General features: G+C 41.2%; 20 protein-coding genes. 8 read left to right on the forward strand and 12 right to left on the reverse strand.

Features of this window, described 5'->3' with window-relative positions; translation table 11 throughout:
• The first annotated feature begins 43 nt into the window (after positions 1–43).
• Entirely contained in the window at positions 44–829 is a 786-nt protein-coding gene (truA, locus tag BM266_RS14125; RefSeq protein ID WP_093410842.1) for a tRNA pseudouridine(38-40) synthase TruA, read from the forward strand.
• Here truA and recQ read toward each other — a convergent pair whose 3' ends face one another.
• A complete protein-coding gene (gene recQ, locus BM266_RS14130; protein WP_093410843.1) occupies positions 830–2,944 on the reverse strand; it encodes a DNA helicase RecQ in 2,115 nt (704 codons plus the stop codon).
• Positions 2,945–3,074: 130 nt separating this feature from the next.
• Between recQ and BM266_RS14135 the strand changes: the two genes are divergently transcribed.
• From BM266_RS14135 to hemN, 4 genes are all read left to right on the forward strand, one after another.
• Complete coding sequence (locus BM266_RS14135) at positions 3,075–3,470, forward strand: hypothetical protein (protein WP_093410846.1); 396 nt, start codon at positions 3,075–3,077, stop codon at positions 3,468–3,470.
• A gap of 55 nt (positions 3,471–3,525) precedes the next feature.
• Complete coding sequence (locus BM266_RS14140; RefSeq protein WP_093410848.1) at positions 3,526–7,857, forward strand: CusA/CzcA family heavy metal efflux RND transporter; 4,332 nt, start codon at positions 3,526–3,528, stop codon at positions 7,855–7,857.
• Between the two features lie 10 nt (positions 7,858–7,867).
• Positions 7,868–9,007 (forward strand): efflux RND transporter periplasmic adaptor subunit, encoded by a 1,140-nt coding sequence (locus tag BM266_RS14145; protein ID WP_093410850.1) that lies wholly within the window; start codon positions 7,868–7,870, stop codon positions 9,005–9,007.
• A gap of 83 nt (positions 9,008–9,090) precedes the next feature.
• On the forward strand, positions 9,091–10,446 hold the full coding sequence (gene hemN, locus BM266_RS14150) for an oxygen-independent coproporphyrinogen III oxidase (protein ID WP_093410852.1): 1,356 nt from the start codon (positions 9,091–9,093) through the stop codon (positions 10,444–10,446).
• Positions 10,447–10,520: 74 nt separating this feature from the next.
• Here the strand turns inward: hemN and BM266_RS17505 are convergent, their stop codons facing one another.
• The 10 genes from BM266_RS17505 to nhaA all read right to left on the reverse strand — a co-directional run bounded on the left by BM266_RS17505 (position 10,521) and on the right by nhaA (position 20,718).
• Entirely contained in the window at positions 10,521–10,655 is a 135-nt protein-coding gene (locus BM266_RS17505; RefSeq protein ID WP_262506708.1) for a hypothetical protein, read from the reverse strand.
• An 8-nt stretch (positions 10,656–10,663) separates the two neighbouring features.
• Positions 10,664–11,365 (reverse strand): sulfite exporter TauE/SafE family protein, encoded by a 702-nt coding sequence (locus BM266_RS14155; RefSeq protein ID WP_093410854.1) that lies wholly within the window; start codon positions 11,363–11,365, stop codon positions 10,664–10,666.
• Positions 11,366–11,368: 3 nt separating this feature from the next.
• Positions 11,369–11,815: a FixH family protein gene (locus BM266_RS14160; protein WP_093410856.1), complete on the reverse strand. Its 447-nt coding sequence runs from the start codon at positions 11,813–11,815 to the stop codon at positions 11,369–11,371.
• A gap of 33 nt (positions 11,816–11,848) precedes the next feature.
• Positions 11,849–13,264 carry a cytochrome c oxidase accessory protein CcoG gene (gene ccoG, locus BM266_RS14165; RefSeq protein ID WP_093410858.1) on the reverse strand — a complete coding sequence of 472 codons (1,416 nt, stop codon included), beginning with the start codon at positions 13,262–13,264 and terminating at the stop codon, positions 11,849–11,851.
• A gap of 30 nt (positions 13,265–13,294) precedes the next feature.
• Complete coding sequence (locus BM266_RS14170; RefSeq protein WP_093410860.1) at positions 13,295–14,188, reverse strand: cbb3-type cytochrome c oxidase N-terminal domain-containing protein; 894 nt, start codon at positions 14,186–14,188, stop codon at positions 13,295–13,297.
• Positions 14,185–14,373: a CcoQ/FixQ family Cbb3-type cytochrome c oxidase assembly chaperone gene (locus BM266_RS14175; protein ID WP_093410862.1), complete on the reverse strand. Its 189-nt coding sequence runs from the start codon at positions 14,371–14,373 to the stop codon at positions 14,185–14,187. The genes BM266_RS14170 and BM266_RS14175 overlap by 4 nt, the downstream gene beginning before the upstream one ends.
• Before the next feature lie 2 nt (positions 14,374–14,375).
• Positions 14,376–16,577: a cytochrome-c oxidase, cbb3-type subunit I gene (ccoN, locus tag BM266_RS14180; RefSeq protein ID WP_093410864.1), complete on the reverse strand. Its 2,202-nt coding sequence runs from the start codon at positions 16,575–16,577 to the stop codon at positions 14,376–14,378.
• A gap of 2 nt (positions 16,578–16,579) precedes the next feature.
• Entirely contained in the window at positions 16,580–16,771 is a 192-nt protein-coding gene (gene ccoS, locus BM266_RS14185) for a cbb3-type cytochrome oxidase assembly protein CcoS (protein ID WP_081211004.1), read from the reverse strand.
• Between the two features lie 74 nt (positions 16,772–16,845).
• Positions 16,846–19,227, reverse strand: a complete 2,382-nt coding sequence (locus tag BM266_RS14190) for a heavy metal translocating P-type ATPase (protein ID WP_093410865.1) — start codon at positions 19,225–19,227, stop codon at positions 16,846–16,848.
• Positions 19,228–19,374: 147 nt separating this feature from the next.
• On the reverse strand, positions 19,375–20,718 hold the full coding sequence (gene nhaA / locus BM266_RS14195; RefSeq protein ID WP_093410867.1) for a Na+/H+ antiporter NhaA: 1,344 nt from the start codon (positions 20,716–20,718) through the stop codon (positions 19,375–19,377).
• Between the two features lie 288 nt (positions 20,719–21,006).
• Here nhaA and BM266_RS14200 point away from each other — a divergent pair, with 288 nt between their 5' ends.
• The 3 genes from BM266_RS14200 to BM266_RS14210 all read left to right on the forward strand — a co-directional run bounded on the left by BM266_RS14200 (position 21,007) and on the right by BM266_RS14210 (position 24,628).
• Positions 21,007–22,200 carry a hypothetical protein gene (locus tag BM266_RS14200; RefSeq protein WP_093410869.1) on the forward strand — a complete coding sequence of 398 codons (1,194 nt, stop codon included), beginning with the start codon at positions 21,007–21,009 and terminating at the stop codon, positions 22,198–22,200.
• 233 nt (positions 22,201–22,433) lie between these two features.
• A complete protein-coding gene (gene corA / locus BM266_RS14205; RefSeq protein ID WP_093410871.1) occupies positions 22,434–23,516 on the forward strand; it encodes a magnesium/cobalt transporter CorA in 1,083 nt (360 codons plus the stop codon).
• The gene (locus tag BM266_RS14210; protein ID WP_093410873.1) at positions 23,507–24,628 is read left to right on the forward strand and encodes a lactonase family protein; all 1,122 of its coding nucleotides are present in this window, start codon (positions 23,507–23,509) and stop codon (positions 24,626–24,628) included. The genes corA and BM266_RS14210 overlap by 10 nt, the downstream gene beginning before the upstream one ends.
• Positions 24,629–25,017: 389 nt before the next feature.
• On the opposite strand, the gene BM266_RS14215 is transcribed toward BM266_RS14210, so the two are convergent.
• On the reverse strand, positions 25,018–25,938 hold the full coding sequence (locus BM266_RS14215; protein WP_093410875.1) for a M14 family metallopeptidase: 921 nt from the start codon (positions 25,936–25,938) through the stop codon (positions 25,018–25,020).
• Positions 25,939–25,942 lie beyond the last annotated feature (4 nt).

Genomic DNA, 25,942 nt, shown 5'->3' on the forward strand with positions numbered 1-25,942 from the left:
CAACCCAGCAATGGAAGAATAAAGAGAAAAAAGGAAACAAAATTTGCAACGTAAGCGATTTTATTATTTAATAAAAATACAATACCTAGGGTTCAGGTTACACGGATGGCAAAAACAACCTCATGTAAAAACCGTTGAAGGTCTTGTCACCAAAACGCTGCGCTATGTAATGCCGGAGGAAAAATTCAAGATCCTTGGTACTAGTCGTACCGATGCAATGGTTTCGGCTATGGAAAGCGCCTTCGAACTTTTTCTGGATGAAAGGCCTCTTGAGGATTTGGAGGAATTTCTAAAACTTTTTAATCTTAATTTACCTCAGGATATCCGTGCCATATCCATCATAGAGGTGGATTCGAAATTCAATATCATTCAGCATCCAAAATATAAGGAATACACTTACCTTTTTAGTTTTGGTGATAAAAACCATCCTTTTTGTGCTCCGTTAATGGCCAATTTCCAGGAGGATCTGGATATTGAAAAAATGAAACAGGCTGCAGCTTTATTCAGAGGGCAGCATAATTTCAGAAATTACTGCGTAAGGGTTTCAGAAAACAGCAAATTTGAAAGGGAGATGCTTATATCTGAAATTGTAGAAAACACAGAAATAACAGCCAGTTTCTTTCCTGAAAACACTTTCCTTTTCCGAATAAGCGGGGAAGGATTTTTAAGACACCAGGTAAGATTGATGATGGGAACATTGGTTTTGGTAGGGCGTGGAGAGTTTAACCTGGAAGACATTCGCATGAGCCTTAAGCCTGGCAGTAATATGCAAATGGATTATATCGCACCAGCATCTGGACTTATTTTAAACAAAGTTGATTTTACCTGATTATTCCCCGGGAACTTCTTCTTTATCCAGAACCGCCAGTGCACAACGAATCGTCCAGTAATCCAGGCTTTCTTCAAAATGTTCGTAGTAGGGTTTTAAGGTTTCAGGATTTCCGAGTTTCTCCCGGGCCTTTTTCACCGATTCGATCTCATTTTTATCGATCAACCTACTCATATCAATTTCTTCACCGTTGGTGTAGAGTTTCGCCAAATGCGAATAGATGGTAGTTATGGCTAGCTCCCGTTTTTTTGATATTTCCTCAACTGAAAGACCTTCCCGATAAAGTTCCAGAGTAATCTTATAGGTATTGCCTTTCTTTTTCTTTTTTGGTTTTCTCTTCTTCTTTGAAAATGCGATGATTTCTTTGATGAACTGGTAACCATAATCCTGCATCTTTTTGCGGCCAACTCCATTAATCTGGATAAACTCTTCGTCTGTCATCGGGCGTTCTTTCTCCATTTCTTTCAGGGTGGCATCATTGAAGATAAGATAGGCGGGGATACCTTCCTCATGAGCGATTTTTAAGCGCAACTCCCTGAGTCTTTCAAAGAGGGAATTTGTAGTTCCGGTTGAGGCTTCTTCGGTGTTTTTAAGAATGGCTTTTCGGTCTGGGACTTTAGCGACCTGAACTTTCTCTCCATTAAAAAGCACATTCCTTGCAATTTCTGTAAGCTGCAAATTGTTGTGCCGATGGAAAGCGATCTCTATATATCCCAGGTTTATAAGCTGAATAAGATAGTTTTGCCAGTGTTGCCAGGAAGTTTCTTTCCCAATCCCATAAGTTTTTAAACTCTGGTGATTCTTAGAAAAAACCGCTTCGTTTTGAGCACCTCTTAGCACATCTATAACTGTTGTTAGTGGTTCCTGTTCCTTTAAACGATATATGCAGGAAAGAGCCTTTTGGGCAATAATTGTCCCGTCGAAGAATTTAGGCGGGTTTCTGCAGATATCACAATTCCCGCAATCTTCCTGTTTGAGTTCCCCAAAATAATTCAGCAAAATCTTTCGCCTGCAGGTAAGGGATTCAGAATATTGTTTCATCCGGTCCAGTTTCGCGAGCTGCACCTCGCTGTTTCCGGCATTTGATGCAAATTTCTGTAGCTGTACCACATCGGCATAACTATGAAACAGCAGGGTGTCTGAAGCTAATCCGTCCCGGCCGGCACGACCTATTTCCTGATAATAGCCTTCCATATTTTTAGGCATATTATAATGTATCACCCAACGAATGTTTGATTTATCTATTCCCATTCCAAATGCGATGGTAGCACATATGATCTTGCTGTGGTCGTTAATAAAATCGTCCTGGATTTGTATGCGTGTATCATGGGGCAGGCCGGCGTGATAGGCTTCAACTATATGACCTTTGGCCTTAAGTTTTGACGCGAGCTCTTCAGTGGTTTTGCGGCTTAGGCAATAGATTATTCCGCTTTCATTCTTTCGGGGAGTAATAAATTTTTCGATTTGTTCAAAACGTTTTATTCCCGGGCGCACCTCCAGACTCAGGTTTTTCCGGTCAAAGGAGGCGATATGCTTTTCAGCATTTGGAATATTTAGTTGATTGCAAATATCCTGGCGGGTGGCCTTATCGGCAGTGGCGGTTAAAGCTATTACCGGGGTTTCAGGAAAACGCTTTTTCAAATATCCCAGCTGGGTGTAAGCCGGCCTGAAATCGTGGCCCCAGCTCGAAATACAATGTGCCTCATCAATTGCGATTAAGCTCACTTTTCCGTTGGAAAGAAACCGGTCTATAACCTGAAGACTTTCAGGAGCGACATAAAGGAGTTTTAGTTCTCGCTTTTCAATCCTTTTGAAAATATCCTGTTGCTGATTTTCAGTCTGGCTGCTGTTTAAAAATGCTGCCGGTATCCCGTTAGCGGTAAGCCCATCTACCTGGTCTTTCATAAGGGCGATCAAAGGGGAAATCACCAGGGTGATCTCCGGGAGCAGTAATGCAGGAAGCTGAAAGCAAATAGATTTACCGCCCCCGGTGGGCATAATAACAAGGTTATCCCGGCCTTCAAAAACCGAAGCTATAATCTTCTCCTGAAGCGGCCTGAAACTTTCGTAACCAAAATATTCTTTAAGCGTATTTAACAAACGGGATTCTTCCATGGCTTCAAATTTAGGTTTTTGAACTGGAAGGAGGAAGTAGGGTTAGCCCTGAAATTTCATTGTTTAACCTGAGGAAGTTAATTAATCCTCAAAAAATAAGAAAAACATTTTGTAATTTTACTCTTAGATTATGAAGCGATTCACTGTAATATATCTAAGTCTTACCCTTTTATTGCAGGGTTTTAACCCCGGTCTAAAAGATCTGGTGCGGGTGGGTGATATGCTAGAGCATTTGGAATACCATTCCAAAAATTATGGCGATGGTTTTACTGAATTTTTCTCCAAACATTATGGGAATGCAAAAGAAGCGCATCAGGATAATAACGATGACCACCCTGAACACGATAACTTACCTTTTAATCAGCAAAATTCGATACAGACAGCTTTAGTTTTTTTTATTCCGCAGCATAAACTTTCTTTGGTGAAATTATCTCCAGTACAGGAAAATTCCTTAAATTACATGTATAAAGAAGGTCATTCTACCCTCAGGAATCACGAAATTTTTCAGCCCCCACGAAACGTGTAATCTACTTTAGTACTTTTAACCTCTTAGGTTTTGTTTCATAGATTACACATAAAATATGCTGTCAAAAATTATCAGTTTTAGTATAAAGAATAAACTTATTATTCTTTTGTTTACTTTTTTTATAATTGGTTACGGACTTTATTCCTTAAGTCAGTTATCCATTGGGGCGGTACCCGATATCACCAACAATCAGGTACAGGTTATTACTACTTCCCAAAACCTCTCCACCCAGGATATGGAGCAATTCATAACATATCCCGTGGAGTTGGAAATGGCAAACTTGCCGGGAGTTATAGAAATTCGTTCGGTTTCAAAATTTGGATTGTCAGTGGTGACCATTGTATTTGAGGAGGAGATGGGTACTTATTTACCCAGGCAGCTCATCGCAGAAAAGATCAAATCGGCTTCAGAAAATATTCCTGAGAGTTTCGGTAAACCTGAGATGGGCCCAATCACTACGGGACTTGGTGAGATCTACCAGTATATTCTTGATACAAAACCGGGATATGAAGATAAGTATACGGCAATGGAACTCAGAACTATCCAGGATTGGATAGTTAAGCGACAACTATCCGGAATTCCCGGTGTGGTAGAGGTAAATAGCTGGGGAGGTAAGCTTAAGCAATATGAAGTAGCCATAGATTCAGAAAAACTGATGGCGATGGATATCACCGCTTCTGAAGTCTACACCGCCCTGGAAAAAAACAACAGCATAGCCGGTGGTGGTTACATAGAACGTCTCAATCAGGCCTATTTTATAAGAGGAGAAGGTCTGGTGCACTCCCTGGAGGATATTGAGAATATTGTGGTTAAAAATACTAATGGCAACCCGATTTATATTCGGGATATTGCTGAAGTTGGCTTCGGAAATGCTATCCGTTTTGGTGCGATTACAGGGAATGGCGAAGGGGAGAAGGTACTCGGCCAGGTAATGATGATAAAAGATGGAAACTCCAAACAGGTTATTGAAGCCGTACAGGATAGGGTAGCTGAGGTCTCTGAAAGCTTGCCTGAAGGGGTGTATATCAATGCTTTTCTGGACAGAAGCGAACTTATAAAAAAAACCACCTGGACCATTACAGAAAACCTCATCCTGGGATTTCTAATCGTGATCTTTGTAGTAGTTTTATTGCTCGGAAACCTGCGTTCCGGATTGGTAGTAGCTTCGGTAATTCCCCTTTGTTTACTTTTTGCTTTCTCCCTGATGTATCTCTTCGGAGTAGACGCCAATTTAATGAGCCTGGGGGCGATCGACTTCGGAATAATTATCGACGGGGCTGTGATTATCGTTGAGTACATCGCCTACCAGATGACCATGAAAAGATCTGATCTTGAAAATCTTTCTAAATCTGAATTAAGCAGCGCTAAAAATAAAATCACCTTTACCGGAGCTTCGAAAATGATGAACTCCGCAATTTTCGGCCAACTTATCATTTTAATAGTTTTTATTCCAATTCTTTCCCTAAGTGGAGTAGAAGGAAAAATGTTTAGACCCATGGCCTTAACTTTTAGTTTTGCCTTAGTGGGAGCTATGATTTTGTGCTTTACTTATGTTCCGGTAATATCTTCCATGGTTTTAAAACCCGGAAAATTATCTGATAAGAACATTTCAGTTCGGCTGATGCGTTTTCTTATTAAACTTTATTCTCCCACAGTCACATGGGCACTTAAAGCCAAAAAACTTGTGCTTGGCCTTGCTGTGGTTGTCCTTGCCATTACCGTATATATTTTCACTACTATGGGGGGAGAGTTCGTACCCACCCTGGATGAAGGAGATTTTGTAATCCAGCCGGTTTTTAAAACAGGAACTTCCTTGAGTGAGACCATAAAGCTCACAACCAAAATAGAGAAGATCCTGCTTGAATTTCCCGAAGTAAAACAGGCGGTGACCAGAATTGGAGCTGCTGAAGTTCCAACAGATCCCATGTCTATGGAAGAAAGCGATGTGATTATCACTCTTACCCCAAAAAAGGAGTGGGTAACGGCTGATACCAAAGATGGGTTGGCAGGAAAATTCAAAGAGGCATTAATGATTATCCCCGGGATGGAAGTAGAATTCACCCAGCCTATTGAGATGCGCTTTAATGAACTCATCACCGGAGTACGTGCCGATATTGCGATCAAGATCTTTGGGGAAGATCTTGATATCCTCAATCGCAAAGCCCACCAAATCGAGAGCCTAATCAGTAATGTTGAAGGCGCCGCTGATATTATCGTTGAAAAGATCGCCGGCCTGCCTCAGATGAGTGTAAAATACGACAGATCAAAAATTGCCCGCTACGGGCTCAATATTTCAGACCTTAATGAAGTGGTGAGTGCCGGGTTTGCAGGTAAAAAAATGGGAAGCGTTTTCGAAGGTGAGAAACGTTTTGACCTAGTAGTGAGACTGAATGAAGAAAATCGAAAAGATATTTCAAACTTGGAAAATCTGTATGTAGACACTCCGGCAGGAAACAAAATTCCACTTAGTGAACTTGCAGAAATAAGTTATCAAAAAGGTGCGGCCAAGATCTCCAGAGATGATACGCGAAGAAGGATTGTAGTAGGGGTGAATGTTAGGAATCGCGACCTTCAATCGGTGGTGGATGATGTGGAAGCTCTGGTTAGTGCTAATATTGAATTACCACCAGGGTACAACATCACTTATGGCGGGCAGTTTGAAAACCTGCAAAGCGCTAAAGACCGATTGAAGATTGCGGTGCCGGTAGCATTGGTGCTTATTTTCTTTCTGCTGTATTTCGCTTTTCAGTCGGTGCGGGATGCATTGATTATTTATTCGGCTATTCCACTAGCTGCGGTTGGAGGCGTGTTATTGCTTTGGATAAGAGATATGCCGTTTAGTATTTCGGCGGGTGTTGGATTTATCGCACTTTTTGGGATAGCCGTGCTTAATGGGATCGTGCTTATTGAACATTATAAAGAATTAAAGAAGGAGGGAATGGAACATACAGACCATTTAATGAAAAAAGGAGCCAAAGACAGACTACGGGCAGTATTGTTAACAGCCTCTGCAGCTGCCCTGGGCTTTCTTCCTATGGCCATTTCAACTGGAGCAGGAGCCGAAGTGCAACGACCATTGGCAACCGTGGTTATTGGAGGACTGGTAACAGCAACTTTATTGACCCTGGTGGTATTGCCCGTTTTATATTCCATTTTCGGGGGCAAAAAAACAGAAAAGGAGAATGTTCATTTTAAAAAGAGTAAATACAAATTACCAATTATTATTTTGATGTTTTCCCTTCCCGCATTCAGCCAGGAAAAAGATTTGAATTTTGAAGAGGTTCGCCAGCTGGCTATTGAAAATAACGCCGGGCTACAGGTTTCAGACCTAAACAGAGCTGAAGCTGATGCAATGGTGAATTCGGCATTTAGTTTCGATAAAACCGAGGTCTATTACAACTATAATCAAATGGAACAGGGACCAACAGATGAGCCCTTTAGGATTTTTGGAATTCAGCAGAACTTTTCTTTTCCCACCGTTTACTTTTCGGCTAAAAAACTCAATAAGGCAAATGTGAGAGTACAAGAGGAGGCTTATCAACTTGTAAGCCTTCAGTTAGAAAAAGAGCTGGCTTCAGCCTTTTACCAACTCAAATATGAACAGGAGAAAGAGGAAATCTATAGAGTTCTGGACAGTTTATACAGCAGGTTTGCTCACGCGGCAACACGACGATTTGAACTGGGGGCAACGAATTATCTCGAAAAGATCACGGCTCAGGCAAAACAAAGAGAATTACAAACCCGATATCAACAAGCAGGAGAAGAAGTTAAAGCGGCTTATGAGATGTTGTTGAGCAGAGTTCAGGCAGAGGAAGACTTCAGTATTGAAAAAGATAGTTTGAGAAAGCTGGAAATGACGCGATTGGGAATAGAAAACCACGAACTTCTGAACTATTATGATAGCCGGGAAAACTACTTTACGGTTCGAAATAGGCTGGAAAAGCAGCAACTTTTGCCCGATTTCAGTATAAATTATTTTGAGGGGACCACTCCTGATATTGATTACAGTTTGTATGGATACCAGGTAGGGATTAAAATTCCGCTTCTTTTTAGCGGACAGGCCTCAAAGATTAAGGCTTCAAAAATCGCCATGGATAGAGCAGAGCAGGAGACCCGAAATAACAGAATCCTTCTTCAAACCAAATTCAACCAACTCGAGGCCGAGCTTAGAAAATACCAGGAGGCTCTTAGTTATTACGAAAATGAGGGCAGACAGCTTTCCCGGGAGATCCTGAAAACCGCAAACGGCAGTTACGAGAACGGAGAGATAGACTTCTTTCAATACATCCAGAGTCTCGAAAATGCTTATGATATCGAATTGTCTTACCTGGAAAACCTAAATGCCTACAACCAAACCATCATTTCTTTAAATTATTTAAACCTGTAAAATATTACCGATGAAATCCATATATATATTCATAGCGCTTTTGACCTTAAGTTTGGTATCCTGTAAAGAATCTGCTGATCAATCTGAGGTGGAAGAAGTAGAACAGGATGACCAGATCGTTATATCAAAAGCCCAGTTTCAGGATAGCGAACTTGAAACAGGAAATCTAAGAGAGTCTAATTTTCCTGAAGTAGTGCGTAGCAATGGTCGTATTGATGTGCCCCCACAAAACAGGGCCAGCATTAATGCCTATATGGGTGGGTACATAAGGGATATTGAGTTGCTGGAAGGGGATAAGGTTTCCAAAGGACAGTTTCTGGTGAGCCTGGAAAGTACAGAATATGTTCAGTTGCAACAGGACTATATGGATGTAGCCGGTCAATTGGATTACCTGAAAGCCGAATTTGAGCGGCAGCAAACTATGCTTGAAGAAAATATAACTTCCAGAAAAAACTTTCTGAAAGCCGAAAGCGATTATAAACGGGCTCAAACCGCAAGAAACAGTTTGCAAAGTAAACTGCGAATGCTGAACATAGATCCCGTTGCAGTAGAAGCCGGTAAAATACGTTCTGTGGTAAATATTTATTCTCCAATTAGTGGAAATGCCAGCAATATTTCGGTGAGCCGGGGAAGTTTCGTTTCTCCAACAGATCAAATAATGGAAATCATTAATTCTGAACATATTCATCTTGAACTCCTTGTTTTTGAAAAAGACGTGAGAAAGATAAAGGAAGGTCAGAAGATACTTTTTAATACTCCAGAAGCTTCAAATGAGAGTTTTGAGGCCGAAGTTGTACTGGTAGGGAAAACTATTGACCAGCAGAAAAGGAATGTAAGAGTTCATGGTCATCTTCCCGACAGTATTGCTTCAGAATTTACGGTGGGAATGTTTGTGGAAGCCCGAATTTTGACAAGTGAAGCTAAAAAACAAGGTTTGCCGGAAGAAGCCGTAATTGAACAGGATGGGGAATATTTTGTTCTTGTTCTGGAAAAGGAAGATGAGGAAAACTATTATTTTAGAAAACAAAGTGTATCTCCTGGAGAGACTTTTGAAAGAGTAACTAGCTTAGAAAATCCGGAAAGTTTAGAAAACGAAACTATACTTCTTATAGGTGCTTTTAATTTAATTGGAGAAGTCGGTGGAGACTAGAGTTCCAGAAACCCCGGTAACCTGATTCAAATCATATTAATCGTTTAGGTGGTGCTTTAACTTTGTAGCCTAAACGAAACTAAATGAGTTCTGATCTTATCAGAAAATACAATATTCCAGGGCCACGTTATACCAGTTATCCAACCGTTCCTTTCTGGGAAGATACCGGATTTTCGGTTCAGGCCTGGAAGGATAGCTTACTTAAACGCTTTAATGAAAATCGGGAAATAAGCCTTTATCTACACCTGCCTTTTTGTGAAAGCCTGTGCACCTTTTGCGGTTGTAACAAACGCATCACCAAACAGCACGGGGTGGAGATTCCGTATATTGAAACCTTAATTCACGAGTGGGAATTGTACCTTCAGGAGCTTCCTTATAAACCGATTATAAAAGAAGTACATCTTGGGGGAGGAACACCTACTTTTTTCTCTCCAGAAAATCTTGAATTTTTGCTAAAAACCATCTTCAGAAAAGCAGAGCTTGCAGAGGAGGTGGAGTTTAGTTTTGAAGGTCATCCGAATAATACGACCAAAGAACATCTTACTAAACTTGCCGAATTAGGTTTTAGAAGAGTGAGTTACGGGGTTCAGGATTATAATATGAAGGTGCAGATCGCTATTCACAGAATTCAGCCTTTTGAAAATGTAAAACGGGCTACAGACCAGGCGCGCGAAGCAGGCTATAATTCTATAGGTCACGATATAATTTTTGGTCTTCCTTTTCAAACAAAAGAACATATAATTGAAACCATAGAGAAGACCAAGTTGCTAATGCCAGATCGTATTGCTTTTTACAGCTATGCCCATGTGCCATGGATAAAAGGGAGCGGCCAACGAGGATTTAATGACGATGATCTTCCCGATGGGGAAACTAAACGGGAAATGTATGAAACCGGGAAGCGGATGCTGGAAGAAGCCGGTTACGTTGAAATAGGCATGGACCATTTTGCCCTTAAATCCGATTCGCTTTATCAAGCAGTTGAGGAGAAAAGTCTTCACCGGAATTTCATGGGATATACCACCTCCAATACAGGTTTGATGATTGGGCTGGGAGTTTCGGCAATTAGCGATAGTTGGTATGGTTTCGCGCAGAATGAAAAAACTGTTGAAACTTACCAGGAAAGAGTTGAAAAAGGAGAAATCCCGGTCTTTAGAGGTCATATTTTAAACGAAGAAGATCTTAAGATCAGGAAACATATTCTTAATCTTATGTGTCGTCTGGAAACCAGCTGGGAAGCTCCTGAAGATTATTTTGAGGAACTACCGGAAGTCCTGGTGAAACTTAGAGAAATGGAAAGTGATGGGCTGGTAGAGTTCTCAGAAACCGGATTACATATTCCTGAAAAAGGAAGACCTTTTGTTCGCAATATCTGTATGGCTTTTGATCTAAGGTTACAAAGAAATGTTCCCGATACCAGGTTATTTTCTATGACGATGTAAAACGTATTTTATTTTTGTTATAAAACCAAAACCACGGATGAATCCGTGTTTTTTTTTGATTATAGAATATGAACTTATTCTTTTTTATCTCCATAGATCATCTTTATTACGATAAAAATAAGAGCGGCACATACCACGACAAAGAAACCTATAATGTAGGTACCCAATTCCCAGTTTACCAATGCGAGATTATTAGCTAAAGTCATCATTTTTATATTTAATGGCAGGATTGAACTGCGGTTATTTTTGGAGTCATTTCAATGGGAGAGAGGTAGGGAATTCCTAATCCCATCCCGCGTATAATAAAAAGCAGACCTATAATCACTACAAATACGGGCACAGCTTTGGTGATTTTTTGCCTTACTCCGGCACTTATAAAATTTCCCAGGTAGACCGCTGCGGTCATCATCGGTACGGTGCCCAGGCCAAACAGCATCATATACAGGCTACCCTCTAGTGCATTGGCCGAAGCTACTGCCCCAAAAACCGCCATATATACCAGGCCACAGGGAAGGAATCCATTTAGGAATCCGGCGGTGAGAAAGGTATCGGGCGTTTTCTTCTTAAGGCTTTGTCCCAGACCCGATTTTACTTTTGAAATAATCTTGTAAACAGGGCCGGAGCCATTAATTTTATTAAATGCTTTATAGGGTAAGAAGATAACCAGGATCATCAGGATTCCTACGGCAATAGATAATTGCTGCTGAAGCCCAAACAAACCAAAGCTTTTGCCTATAATTCCGAATAAGAGTCCGATAATAGCATAAGAGAAAATTCTCCCGATATGATAAAGGCTCACCTGGCCCGCTTTCCGCAGGGAATTTTCCCTGTCTACCGGAAGTAAAAAGGCTATTGGTCCACACATTCCTATGCAGTGAAAACTTCCTAAAAGGCCGAAAATGAGCGCTGAAACAAGCATATTTTAGTATACGATTTCTTTTTTATACAGGTAGTTTTCCCCCTGATATTCCCAGTGAATATTAATGTTCCATCTTCCGGGAATCAGCTTTGCGTCGTCGATTTCAATACGATTGGATTTCAGATTTAATGGAATATCAAAATCCAGCTCCGCGTTAGAAGGTCGGTAAAAATTTAAATTCCCTGAAATTTCAGCGAGCTTAAGGTCTTCAGGAAATTCAATAAGCCATCCGTTTTCGATTCTTCGGTCGCTTATATTTTCAGTCAGGGCATTTCCCCGTGTTTCTGCATCGATCTCCTGCTGGAATAAAAGTTCTTTTTTGTAATAATCTTCAGTCACGAGATCGTGATCAAACTTTTCATTTGTGAGCATATTGAAAACCAGATAAAGGATAAAACTTATAAAAAGTGTCATCCCAATCACTATGCCTGTTCCCCAGTTAATTTTCATATGTATATCATTTTAATTTTAGTTAAACAGGACCTAATTAAAACTGCGCGGACCCATAAACATCGTCTTCGTCGTTTCAATGAGTCTATCGCCGCTATAGATTCCTATTTCAACCTTTTCCTTTTCATCTTCCAGTGCCGAGGCATTGATCTCTATGAACAATGTTCCCTCACTCAATTCCTGTCCCGGTACCACGATCTCCTTATCCTGCACCGGTTTTACAGTTCCCGGATGGGACATCAGTTTAAATTCAATATCACCGAAATCGGCTGTGGTCTTGTTTACCAGTTTATAGGTATACACATTGCTGATCACGTTATCGTCTTTGTGTTCATAAAGCTGGCCGGGTAAGCGTAAAATACGCGCTTCTACCTCGCTGCGAACAAACAGCATCCCGATAAGGACTGCAGTTAAAATTCCTAATACTACTGTATAGCCTTTAAGCCTTGGTGTAAACCTGAATTTTGCCTTTTTTTCAATATTTTCCTCACTGGCATAGCGAATAAGGCCTTTTGGAAGATCTACGGCTTCCATCATAGAATCGCAGGCATCTATACAGGCCGTACAGTTAATACATTCCAGCTGAGTCCCGTTTCGGATGTCAATCCCGGTTGGACAAACCTGTACGCACTGAAAACAGTCTATACAATCTCCTTTTCCGCTGGCTTCACGGTCTTCATTCTTTTTGAATTTGGCACGCCCTTTTTCTTTTTCCCCACGTTTATGATCATAAGCAACTATAATGGATTTGTTGTCCAGAAGCACACCCTGAAGCCTTCCGTAAGGGCAGGCGATAACACAAACCTGCTCCCTGAACCAGGCGAAGACAAAATAGAAAATCCCGGTGAAGATAAGCAGAGAAAAGAAGGTGCTTAGATGGTTCATCGGGCCATCGGTTACGTATTGCAGCAAACGGTCGCTTCCAATAAGATATGCCAGAAAAACATTAGCGATAAGAAAGGAGATAATGAAAAACAAGAACCATTTAATTGCTTTTTTTCTAATCTTTTCGGCATTCCATTCCTGTTTACTGAGACGCATTTGTTTACCTCGGTCGCCCTCTATCCAGTATTCTATTCTTCGGAACACCATTTCCATAAAAATAGTTTGGGGGCAAAGCCATCCGCAGAAAATCCTTCCAAAGGCAACCGTAAAGAGGATGATGAAAACCACCCCGATCACCATCATAATCACAAAAATGTGAAAGTCCTGAGGCCAGAAGGGAAATCCGAAGATATTGAAGCGTCGTTCCAGGATATTGAACATCAGGAACTGGTTCCCATTTATCTTTATAAAAGGTGCGGCAAAAAGAAAGATAAGAAGCAGGTAACTAACGTATTTACGATAGTCATAGAACCTTCCTTCGGGTTTCTTGGGATAGATCCATTTTCTCTCTCCTTTTGAGCCCGCGGTGGCTATTGTATCTCTAAAACTTTCGTTGTTTTCCAACTTTTTATTCTCTTAAATTCAATTTCCCAGTTATTCTGAATCTTCTGAATCTTCTGTCCAAACATCGCCTTCAGGGGCTTTGCCATCTGGCGGATTGGTGCCTTCCAGGCTCATCACGTAACTTGATACCTGGGCGATCTCTTCAGAACTAAGAGAGGATTTCCAGGCCACCATTCCTTTTCCATCGCGACCTCCTTCAGAAATGGTGTGGAAAATATTGCTTATTCCTCCTCCAAGGATCCAGTGTTCATCGGTAAGGTTAGGGCCAATAGAACCCCCGCCATCTGTACGGTGACAGGCAATACAGTTTGCCATATAAATTGTTTCCCCGGCTTCAAGGTCAGCAGCATCGGTTAGTAATTCAACGTTGGAGGCATCCAGTAGATCCGGATTCTCTCTTTTATAGGCTTCTACCTGTTCTTTGGCCTTAGCAACTTCAGCAAGGTATTCTTCTGTTTGGTCTGGTCCGTCAAAAATGTGGTAGCGTGCCATATAGATAACCGCGAAGATTATACTGATGTAAAAACCATATAACCACCATGCGGGCAGATCGTTATCCAGCTCGCGAATTCCGTCATAATTGTGATCTAAGATAATCTCATCTTCTTTTTCCAGGGGTTTTTTGGTGAGCATCTTGTCATAGATACGTCTAAACCAGGCAGTACGTTTTTCGTGCTGGGTTTTTTCTATCTGAAAAAGCTTATCGCGCCCCTTCTCATCAAGACTTTTATGCACCATATTCTTAAGGGCTGCCAGAGAGACTTCAATAGCGATGGCAATGATAAGGATCAAGCCTAAAACAACCCAGACAAATGGATACTGCTCAAATACCCAGGTGGTTTCAGCTTCGATGCTTAATTCTATTAAGAGGAACGCCAGGATTACGAATCCTGCAATTCTTAAATATGACGAAGTAGATTTCATAATTCGTTGTTTTCTTGGTTTTGGTCTAGGGGTAGCTGACTTACTTCATTGATGTGTTCCTTTTTCGCAGTGAAAACCCACCAGAAAAGGGCAACAAAAAAGATGAAGAAGATAAGTAGGGAGATGATGGGGTAGATTGTTACCCCATCTATAGCTTCAAGATTTCCTTTTATAAATTTTAACATGATTACTCGTTTTTAGCTGAAATTTCCTGTGAATCTATTACCTTAATATCGGTTCCCAAACGTTGTAGATAGGCAATAAGTGCCACGATCTCCCGGTTACGCATCTCTACGAATTCGGTGTTGTTCTCTTCCGCATATTCTTTATCGGCCTGATAGGTACGTGCGAAGTCAGGATCGGTATGAAGATTTTCCTCAATCTCAGTTCCCTGTTCCAGCATCCACTGCTGTGCATTTGCGATCTCTTCTTCAGTATATGGTACTCCCAGGGTATTAAGAGCTCGCATTTTAGTTTCGGTATCGCTCTTATCCAACTCATCGGTGATCAACCATTTGTAGGCCGGCATAATAGAACCGGAAGAGGTACTCTGCGGATCGTACATATGGTTCAGGTGCCAGTTATCGGAGTATTTTCCGCCCACCCGCATTAAATCGGGGCCGGTACGTTTACTACCCCATAAGAAAGGATAGTCGTAAACATATTCACCCGCTTTGGAGTATTCTCCATAGCGTTCCACCTCACTTCTAAAAGGCCTGATCATCTGGGAGTGACATCCCACACAACCTTCTCTGATATAAATATCGCGGCCTTCAAGTTCGAGTGGCGTGTATGGTTTTACACTGGAAATCACCGGGACATAATCGTCTACCATCAGCGAAGGTACTATCTGTACGATTCCACCAATTAGAATAGCTATAGTAGCATAAAGAGTAAGTTTTACCGGTCTTCTTTCCAGCCAGGTATGGTAACCTTCACCGGTAACACGTTTTCTGGTAACTTTCTGCAGCGGTGCGGCTTCAGCAAGTTCATCTTCTACAGCGCTTCCCTGTCTTACGGTTTTCACGATGTTATAAAGCAGGATGAAAGCACCAACGATATACAAACTACCGCCTATTGCACGCATCCAGTACATCGGTATAATTGAACTTACGGTTTCCAGGAAGTTTCCGTAGGTAAGAGTTCCGTCCGGATTGAATTGCTTCCACATAGAAGCCTGCACGAATCCGGCAACATACATTGGCAGGGTATAAATAATAATACCAAGAGTACCTATCCAGAAATGCGCATTGGCAAGTTTAACCGAATAAAGTTTTGTTTTAAACAATCTGGGCACCATCCAGTAGACCATCCCAAAGGTTAGGAAACCGTTCCAGGCTAAAGCACCAACGTGTACATGGGCTATAATCCAGTCGCTAAAGTGGGCAATTGCGTTTACATTTTTTAGCGCAAGCATAGGGCCTTCAAAAGTTGCCATCCCGTACCCGGTAATAGCTACCACCATAAATTTAAGTACAGGATCTGTCCTTACTTTATCCCAGGCTCCACGCAGAGTTAACAGTCCGTTAATCATCCCACCCCAGGACGGGAAAAGCAGCATTACCGAGAAAGCAACACCAAGGTTCTGAGCCCAATCAGGCAATGCAGAATACAGCAGGTGGTGTGGTCCGGCCCAGATATAAATAAATATCAATGACCAGAAGTGAATAATTGATAGTCGGTATGAATAAACAGGCCTGTTGGCCGCTTTAGGTACAAAATAGTACATAAGCCCAAGGAAAGGTGTGGTAAGGAAAAAAGCCACCGCATTATGCCCGTACCACCACTGTACCAGGGCATCCTGAACTCCAGAGAAAATAGAATAACTTTTGAATGCTGAAACAGGTATTTCCAGGTTGTTTACGATATGCAAAACAGCAACAGTTACGAAAGTAGCCAGATAAAACCAGATAGCTACATAGAGGTGGCGCTGCCGGCGTTTAATCATTGTCATAATAAGGTTAAGTCCAAAAGCTACCCAAACAATTGTAATAGCGATATCTATCGGCCATTCAAGTTCGGCGTATTCTTTAGAACTGGTAAAACCCATTGGCAGGGTGATAGCTGCAGCAACAATAATTGCCTGCCACCCCCAAAAGTTGATTTTACTAAGGGCGTCACTCCACATTCTGGCTTTGAGTAGCCGTTGGGTGGAGTAATATACTCCGGCAAAAATAGCGTTCCCCACAAAAGCAAAGATTACCGCGTTGGTGTGTAGCGGTCTTAATCGGCCAAAACTAAGCCAGGAAATGCCATCGGTAAGGTTAGGGAATAGAAACATGAAGGCCAGAAGCAGGCCAATACTCATTCCCACAATACCCCATACAAGGGTGGCAATGGTAAAATTCTTTACGATCTTATTATCGTAATAAAACTGTTCTGTTTGCATAATTATTCAGTTTTCTCTTGTTTGGTGGTTTTATTTTTGGATTTTGAGTTTACTAATTCGTCTTCAAACAGCATCCGGACCGAAGGTGTATACATATCGTCATACTGGCCCTTTTTTACCGAGAGGATAAAAGCTATAAAGAAAATTATGGCTACCAAAACGCTTAATGCCAGTAGCAGGTAGATAATATTCATTGTTTAGTTAATTGCACCACAAAAATAATGGCTTGTTAAAATTTAAAATATGACTTCAATCAGGTTTCATAAGTTTAAAATTGCTTAAGTCTTTTTCCAACAAGCTTAGTTGCCAGGCTGGTAAAAGCTACTATACTAATGGAACTCAGGGGCATAAGGATTGCTGCAATAACCGGCATTAAATTCCCCGTTACCGCAAATGCCAGACCCACAAGATTATAGCACAGGCTTAGTACAAAACTCCATTTAATGATCTTCATCCCTTTTTCTGAAATTTCAAAAAAGCTATGCAGGTCTTTTAACTTGGTAGCATCCAAAATCCCGTCACAGGCAGGAGAAAAAACATTTATATTTTCTGAAACCGATATTCCCACATCACTTTGGGCCAGGGCCCCGGCATCGTTAAGACCATCCCCAACCATCATCACCTTGTTCCCTTGCTGCTGAAGCTTTTTTATAAACTCCAGTTTATCTTCAGGTTTCTGGTTAAAATAATATTTGGTTTGCAGCGGAAGCATCTTTTCCAGGCGCTCTTTCTCCCCGTCATTATCCCCCGAGAGAATAAAGATCTGTCGGTTTTTTCCAAGCTTTTCCAGGAGTTCTTCCAGACCTTCCCGATAGGAATTCCTGAAAACATAACGACCCTTGTATTCCCGGTTACTGCTAATATGCACCGCGGTTTTATTGGCTTGCGCGGCTTCGCTTAAAGGTTGCTGTACGAACTCGGCTGAACCTATCTTTAAGTTGCTTTGTTTATGTTTTGTTTCAATGCCTTTTCCGGTATGTTCGGTAAATTCATCCGGAGTAAGTATTTCATTTTTATTGAGAATATCATATAACTGCCGGCTGAGTGGATGTCCGGATGCTCGCAGACTTCCGCTGAGCAATTTTTCTTCTTCTTCGGTGAGCTTAAGGCCTTCGTAATAGATTTCTGCCTTTTTGTTGGTGGTGATCGTTCCGGTTTTGTCAAAGACCAGGCAATCAATCTGTGCCATCTGTTCAATAATTCCTGCTTCCTTCAGGTAAAATTTATTCCTTCCGAAGATGCGAAGCAAATTTCCCAGTGTAAAAGGGGTAGCCAGGGCTATGGCACAGGGGCAGGCTATAATGAGTACGGCGGTGAAAACATTTAAAACCTTTGAAGGATCATAAATTATCCAAAACAGGCTTGCCAGGAATGCAATACTCAATACGGCCGCGGTAAAACGCTTGCTGATCTGGTTAATAAGACTTTGAAAAGCTGTACTCTTATTCTTTTTAAAAACTTCATTGCTCCAGAGTTTTGTAAGATAACTCTGGTTCATAGCTTTTATCGCTTCAATCTCGATCAATCCGCCTTGCTGGCGTCCCCCGGCAAACAGGGTATCTCCCTGTAATTTCTCTACGGCGTTGGCTTCTCCGGTTACAAAACTGTAATCTATAAGGGCATCGCCCTTCATCAGGACCGCATCTATTGGAATTAATTCGCCGTTTCTTATCAAGATACGGTCTCCGGGTTCGATATTGTAAACCTGCACCTGCTCTTCAATGTTTTCTGAATTTAGCCTGGTAACTCCAATGGGGAAATAAGATTTATAATCCCGCTCAAAAGAGAGGTAGGAGTATGTTTTTTGCTGAAAAAATCTACCTAAAAGCAGAAAGAACACCAGACCGGTTAGACTGTCGAAAAAGCCTGTTCCCAGGTCCAGGACAATCTCTGCGGTGCTACGCAGGAATAATACGGCAATTCCCAGGGCTATAGGCACATCTATATTCAACATATTAGCCCGCAAACCTTTATAAGCTGAAATGAAATAGCCGGAGCCCGCATAAAAAACAACGGGAAGGGAAAAAGCAAACATCATCCAACGGAATAAATTTTTGAACCGGTCTAACCAGAATTCATCCACTTCAAAATATTCGGGGAAAGAGAGGAACATCACATTCCCAAAGGCAAAGCCCGCCACTCCTAATTTATAGATAAGGCTCCGGTTTATATCCGGTTTCTTTTCATCAAAATCTTTGAGGGAAATATAAGGTTCATATCCAATTCTACTTAACAGGTATGCCAGATCTTTTAATGAGACTTCCTCAGAATCAAAAGTGATTCGCACTGTTTTGCCCGGAAAATCAACCTGAGAGGTTTTTACGCCCGGATTGAGTTTATTGAGGTTTTCCAAAACCCAGATACAAGAACTGCAATGCATAGAGGGAATGAGCAGGTTGACCACCTGGGTGTTGTTCTCGTTGAATTCCAGAAGTTTTGCAACGATCTCCTTATTGTCAAGAAAGTCAAATTTTCGCTGGGAAGAAGCCGGTGAGATTCCCGGATTATTATCCATTTCGTAATAATAGGAAAGGTCACTCTCATTCAGAATTTCATAGACGGTTTTGCAACCCGTACAACAGAAATCCTTCTCCTGATACCGTATATGCTCTTCTCTACATTCTTCACCACAGTGAAAACAACTGGTCATATGCAAGCTAGATTTTGAGGCAAATTTTGGGCAATTGTCCCGGTTGTAATATGATTAGAATCAGGTTTATTAGTTAATTAAGAATTGTCCCATCAACTTTTGCAAGTTAAATTTAGGAAAATTTTAATAATCGACATCCTTCCGTTGTTAAACTTTACTCTTTCTTTTTTTGGCTTTAGAGATGATGTTTAAGTAGAAATATCCTATTAATCCTGCAAGCATCGAAGCGAATAGAATCCCGATCTTTGCCTGGGCTTGTAAAGCTTCATCTACAAATGCGAGTTCGGTGATGAATAAGGACATAGTAAATCCAATCGCCGCAAGAAATCCCAGTCCGTAGATATGTTTCCATTTCACATTCCGGGGTAGCGCCGAAATTTTAAAGAAGACCATTAGTCTGGTGAAGATGACAATTCCAAAGAATTTTCCGAAAATTAGTCCGAAGATAACGCCCAGGGTTACCGGGCTGTGGAGGATATCAAAAGAGGCAACATCTATAGTAACTCCTGCATTGGCAAAGGCAAAAATTGGAAGCACCACAAAACTCACAAAGGGATAAAGTGCATGTTCCAGGCGTTGGAGGGGAGGAGTTGCATCTTCAGTTAACGAAGAGAACTTTTCTATGGTATGGGTAATCTTTTCCTCGGCTTCAAGGGGATTTTTTTCTCTGTCGCGGTTGTGCTGTTTTATTTCAAAAGAAAGCATTTTTGCCTTCCGCAGAAAAAGCGGGGTATTGATACGTTTGGAAGTAGGCACAGCAAAGGCAGCCAACACCGCGGCGATGGTGGCATGAACCCCTGAAAGCAATATTGCCAGCCATAAACCGCCTATTCCCATAATTGCGTAAAAGAGCGTATTTCTTATTCCAATAATATTTGCGGTTATCAGAATTAAAAGAAAGAAAGCGCCCACTGCCAGGCTTTCAATAGAAATTTCTGAAGTATAGAAAAAGGCGATCACCAGTACTGCTCCCAGATCATCTACAATAGCAATTGCCGTAAGGAGGATTTTTAAGGTAAATGGAACTCTGTCCCCCAGCAGAAAAAGGATACCTAAAGCAAAGGCAATATCGGTAGCCATCGGGATTCCCCAACCGGAGACTCCCGGTCCGCCGGCGTTAAAGTAATAGTAGATAGCAGCCGGTACGAGCATTCCACCGATGGCGGCAACAACGGGTAAGATAGATTTACCGAAGCTGGACAATTCCCCTTGCAGGATTTCCCTTTTTAGTTCCAGGCCTACCATAAAAAAGAAAATAGACATCAGCCCGTCATTTATCCAATGCAAAAGGTTTTTTCGTAAAACAAAATCGTTTATGCCAAGATGGATGTATTGTTTCCAGAGGCTGTGATAAGCTTCAGCTAACGGAGAATTAGCCACGATCATCGCCAGAATTGCCGAAAAGATCAACACCAGTCCAACCGAGGTCTGTTTTTCTATAAAATTCTTAATAGGTAATAAAAAATAGAGATCAAGACCAGACTTTTTCATAATTCAACTGCTGATTTGTTTTTAAAGTTACAACCTCTTAAAAATAAGGAATATGATAAGGCTCAGGTATTAATTTATAAAAAAGATCCCGGAACTGGTACCTGTAACATATAACATAAAGTGGGGAAATTATGACCACTTGAATTACAAATGCTCAGGAAAATTTAAGGCTTAGGCAAGGGTTTCGGCATTAAATTTACCCTTATAACAGGCTGGCACAAAATATGTAAAAATCCTGTACGTTTTAACCTTATAAACTGAAAATCAGGTTTTATTAACCCAAATATTATGAAGAAGATACACTTATTTATATTTAGTTTACTGCTTTCCTTTCCTGCAGTGAGCCAGGCTCAAAGCTTTAATGAAAATCAATCGGTCACCGAGCAGGTGCTAAGCGAGCTCAACAGGGAACGAAGCCTCCTAAGCAGGAACCTGGATTACAGGATCAAAGAGATCGATTCTAAAATTAGTACCCTGGATGAAAGTATAAAAAATTCAAATTCCTCTGCCGAAAAGGTTGAGAAGCTTCTGGAGCGTGTAAAATACCTGGAGGAGAAACAGGAGGAGCTTGATAAAAACATCGTTAGTGTTTATAAATACAATTATAGTTCTGCAGTGCTTAACCTTGCCTCGATGGAGCGGGAAATTAAACCGCTCAACCTTTTTAACAGTTCCCGGGAATTTTATTCCACGCTGGATCAGGTGAGTAATCCTATGAACTATGATGGTTACAAGGAATGGTTTGGCACCTTTAAAAAATATGTGGATGAAGAAAAAAAGGGTGATGCCCGCCTCGATGCTTTAAGTCATATCTTGACCGTAACCGGTGATCTAACCAGTGGAACACCTTTCACCGGCATGCTTGCCGGAAGCCTATTTGACGGAATTGGTAGTTTTATCAATAACCTGAAACGCCGCGACCAGGACCTTAGAGAGCGCAGCACCGAAATGCTGAAGCTAACCACTACGGTGGCCCAGTTTACCCACGATAAAGACCTTATCGAAACCGAATGGGAATCTATTAATAAGAGTCTGAATGAGTTGAAGGAACTTCAGAATAAAGCTCTGAAAGAAAACCTAACCGTTATGCTGGAGATCGATCTAAAAGAGTTTGAAAAGAATTTCACCGGCGAAACCGATGCTAAAAAACGAACCCAGTATATTTTAGATATTTCAAAGATCGCTGAAAATAAGATCGTGGAAGAAAAGGCGAAAAACCCGGAAAACTGGAAACAGGATTATCACGACCAAATGATCGCCGTGCAGAATCTTAAGATCAGGTTTGGAACTATCACCTTCAGAATTCTGGAGAACCTCAATAAGTATGAGCACCTGATAGAAAAATATAAGGAAGACAAATACCTTAAGGACAGGATGGCTCAGCTTAAACTGAAATTAGACCTGGTGAGAAACAGTTTTGAAAATACCTTTAATCCGCAGGAATATATCAAGGCTTCCAATGAGATGTATGTGGTGGAGTAATTATCAATACAACCAATTACAAAAGGCTGTCTAAAAAGAATTCCAAAAAGTCATTTCGAGCTGAGTCGAGAATCATTTGCTGTAAATCGATACATTTCGACTCCGCTCAATGTGACAAAATTGGATCTGTATTCCTTTTAGACAGCCTCTTTTTTATTATGAAAATTACCGGCTTACTTTTCTTTGCCTTAAACTTTAAGTCTTTTTCCTACCTTTATGGGAAAGATTAATTAATGGTAAAAAGAAAGAGGTATTCCCTTCGGCGTCCCAAACCTAATAAAGCGCTACACCAGGCCCCGGGCACGGCGACTTATGTTGGCCATAAGGACTCGGTTGAGACTAAACTGGAGGTTATTGATTATAATAAAAAAAGCTTTGAACGCTTTATCTCCAAAACTCCGGAGGACGCTTTTAAATTTGAAGCACCCGACAAGGTCACCTGGTTTAATATCGATGGGCTCAGCAATACAGAAGACATTGAAAAACTGGGTAAATATTATGAGCTGCATCAACTAATCATTGAAGATATTGTAAACACCAACCAACGACCAAAGATCGATGAGTACGAAGATTACATTTACGTAGTGGCAAAAATGCTTTATCACGGGAAGAACGGACATCTAGAAAATGAGCATATAAGTTTTGTATTGGGCAAAGATTACGTGCTCAGTTTCCAGGAGGCCGGGGGAGATGTATTCAATAATGTAAGAGATCGGCTTAGCGAGTCCCACGGGCGAATACGCTCAAACGGTGCCGATTACCTGCTCTTTGCCTTACTCGATGCGATTGTAGATAACTACTTTATCGTGATAGAAGATATTGCCGATAAGATAGAATACCTTGAGGAACGCCTTTTTGAAAGCCAGCCTAATGATGATATCACTTTCGAGATACAGGAGCTTAAACGTACTATTTTACGAATAAGAAGAGCTGTTTTTCCGCTTCGGGAAGTGGCGAGCAGGCTGGAAAAAATGGATGGGGATCTCATTAACGATCGCACCCGAAATTATTTGCGGGACCTTTATGATCATATACTCCAGGTTTCAGATAATATTGATATATATCGCGAAATGACCTGGGGCCTTATGGATATGTACATGACTACTATCAGTAACAAGATGAACGAGGTAATGAAAGTGCTTACCATTATCGCTACCATTTTCATTCCGCTTACCTTTATCGCAGGGGTTTACGGGATGAATTTTGAGTTTATGCCCGAACTCCAGTGGAAATATAGTTATTATGTACTTTTGGGAATTATGCTCACTATCTTTGTATTAATGCTATTCTATTTTAAACGTAAAAAATGGTTATAAACAAAATGAAATTCCTTCCTGTATTTTTATTCGGTCTATTGAGTATTCCGTTGGTCTCTCAGAACCCGGTTTACATTGGTACTTACACAAAAACCGAGGGCCACGTAGACGGTAAGGCCAACGGGGTTTATTTGATGCATCAAGATGCTAAAACCGGAGATTTAAGTGATCCTGTTTGTGTTGCCGAAGTCATCAATCCGAGTTTTGTAAAAACCTCATCCGACGGTAAAAATCTTTATGCCGTAAGTGAACTGGCTCCCGGGGACGGGGAGTCAGGTTATATTTATTCTTTCAGCAGAAATGCGGATAATTCCCTGGAAGAACTCGGCAAAATCTCTACGGAAAGCTTCGCGCCCTGTCATATAGAGATCGATCAAAGCGGGAAATACGTCTTTGTTTCAAATTATGTTGGAGGCGTGGTAATGCTTTATGAAAGAGACGAAAAGGGAAATCTTCAGAAAAAACAAAAAATAGAGCTGGAAAATCCTAAAGCTTCTCATCCCCATTCGGTGAGTATCTCTAAGGATAACAAATTTGCTTATATCAATGATCTGGGCAATGACAAGGTGTGGATCTATAATTTTGATGCCGAAACCGGAAAGCTAACTCCTAAGGATAAACCTTATGTGGAATTGGAAGAGGGAGCCGGACCAAGACATTTCTCATTTTCTAAAGACGAAGAGTTCGCTTATACCATAAACGAGCTTAACAGCTCTCTGAGTGTCTTTAAAAAGGATTCCTTAGGTGGCCTAAGCCTCATTAAATCTTATCCCAGCCTTCCAGAAAATTTCGATGAAAAGAATTTTACGGCCGATATTCACCTTCATCCAAACGGCAATTTTCTCTACGCTTCCAATCGGGGACATAACAGTATAGCTGCTTTTCAGGTTAACAAGGAAAGCGGGAAACTTATACTCATAGGTCATTATGCTACCCAGGGAGAGTTTCCGCGAAATTTCGCGATCTCTCCCGATGGCAATTTTTTGTATGCAGCAAATCAGAATTCTGATAATATCAGTATTTTCAGGATCAATAAAATGGATGGTAAACTGATTCCTCATTTAGAGCCGGCGGAAGTAAAAACCCCGGTTTGTATTGAATTTGCAAAATAATGAATTACACTTATTTCAGATAACTGGTTTTTACGCATCTACTGCGAAACAGGTGAAGTTGCAGGTGTATTAAGGAAATAAAAGATCCCCTTAAGGTAATTTCACTTTAAGGGGATTATAATTGCGGCCGGTAAAAATTAACCTAATTGCCTGAATCTTTGCAATCACCCTGACTTATCTAATATATCGCCCCCACGTGGCTTCTCTTTTCGATGACAAACTTTTCGTTACTATCAATATATGGTCCCGATGGAACTAGAAAAGCTCGGTTAGGAGCGAAATATAAGAGTTTAGGTTTTTTAAGCCCCATAGAGCTTGTCCCGATTTTTCGGGAGGCGTAATATGATAGGCATTCTATTTTTTATCGGAGAATAGTAAAAAAATTCTATTTAGTCTACTTCTTCTACTTCTTCTATCACGAAAAAGCCATCGTTGCCCTGGGCCTGATAAAGCGGCATAAAAATGCGTGCATCCCACTCACTTTTAATTTCCTTACCATTCTGAATTGCAAGAAGCTCTCCTTTTTTAATCTTCTGAAAATTCTCGAAGCCCGGTTCCGTTTTAAACTCGTCTGAATCTTCCAGGCCGTGACGATGCACCAGTTCAAAAGTCTTTTGCTCAGGAGCATTCTTTTCTGCGAAATTATCTATGCAATTCGGGTAACAGGAAATCTTGGTGAGATCCAGGTTACAGGCCTCTTTCAGTGCCAGCCAGATCACTCCCTCGTGATTTTCCACTGAAGTCTTATCGGTGTGCTGTCCGGCTTCCAGCACAAACCCGGTTAACCCGGTTCGGCTTAAGTAATGGTCTATGCAACCATACACGATATCGCTGAAACCACGAACGATATAGGTTGGAAACCTATGTGCCCATTCATCATTTTCATTCACTTCCTGCACAGAAATATAGGGTAGGCTGGGCGAGGAGGTGGTGTGGCAATCCAGGAAATAGCGTTTGGTAAAATCGCTTTCAGGATGTTGCTCCAGCACTTCAATGATCTCCCACATTTCTCGTTGCTCGTGGGTTTCTTTTTTCCTCTGCTGAATGTTTTCTTCCGTCCAGGTGCGGTTCAGGTCTTCATCCAGGAACCTCTTATTTTGGTTAAGGGCCTTCTTGTTTCCGGAAACGCCAATAATTGTTCCTTCAATCTCCGGTTTGGATTTTTCCAGTTCAGAAAACACCTTTTCCAGCGCCTGCACTCCACTGGGTTCATTTCCGTGCACGCCACCGGTGACAAAAAGGAGCGGGCCTTTTTTACCACTGGTGTATTTTCCTATTATTCTTGGAATCTCTTTCTTTTGTTTATCCATACTT

The organism is Salegentibacter flavus, assembly GCF_900115145.1.
Taxonomy (GTDB): Bacteria; Bacteroidota; Bacteroidia; order Flavobacteriales; family Flavobacteriaceae; genus Salegentibacter; species Salegentibacter flavus.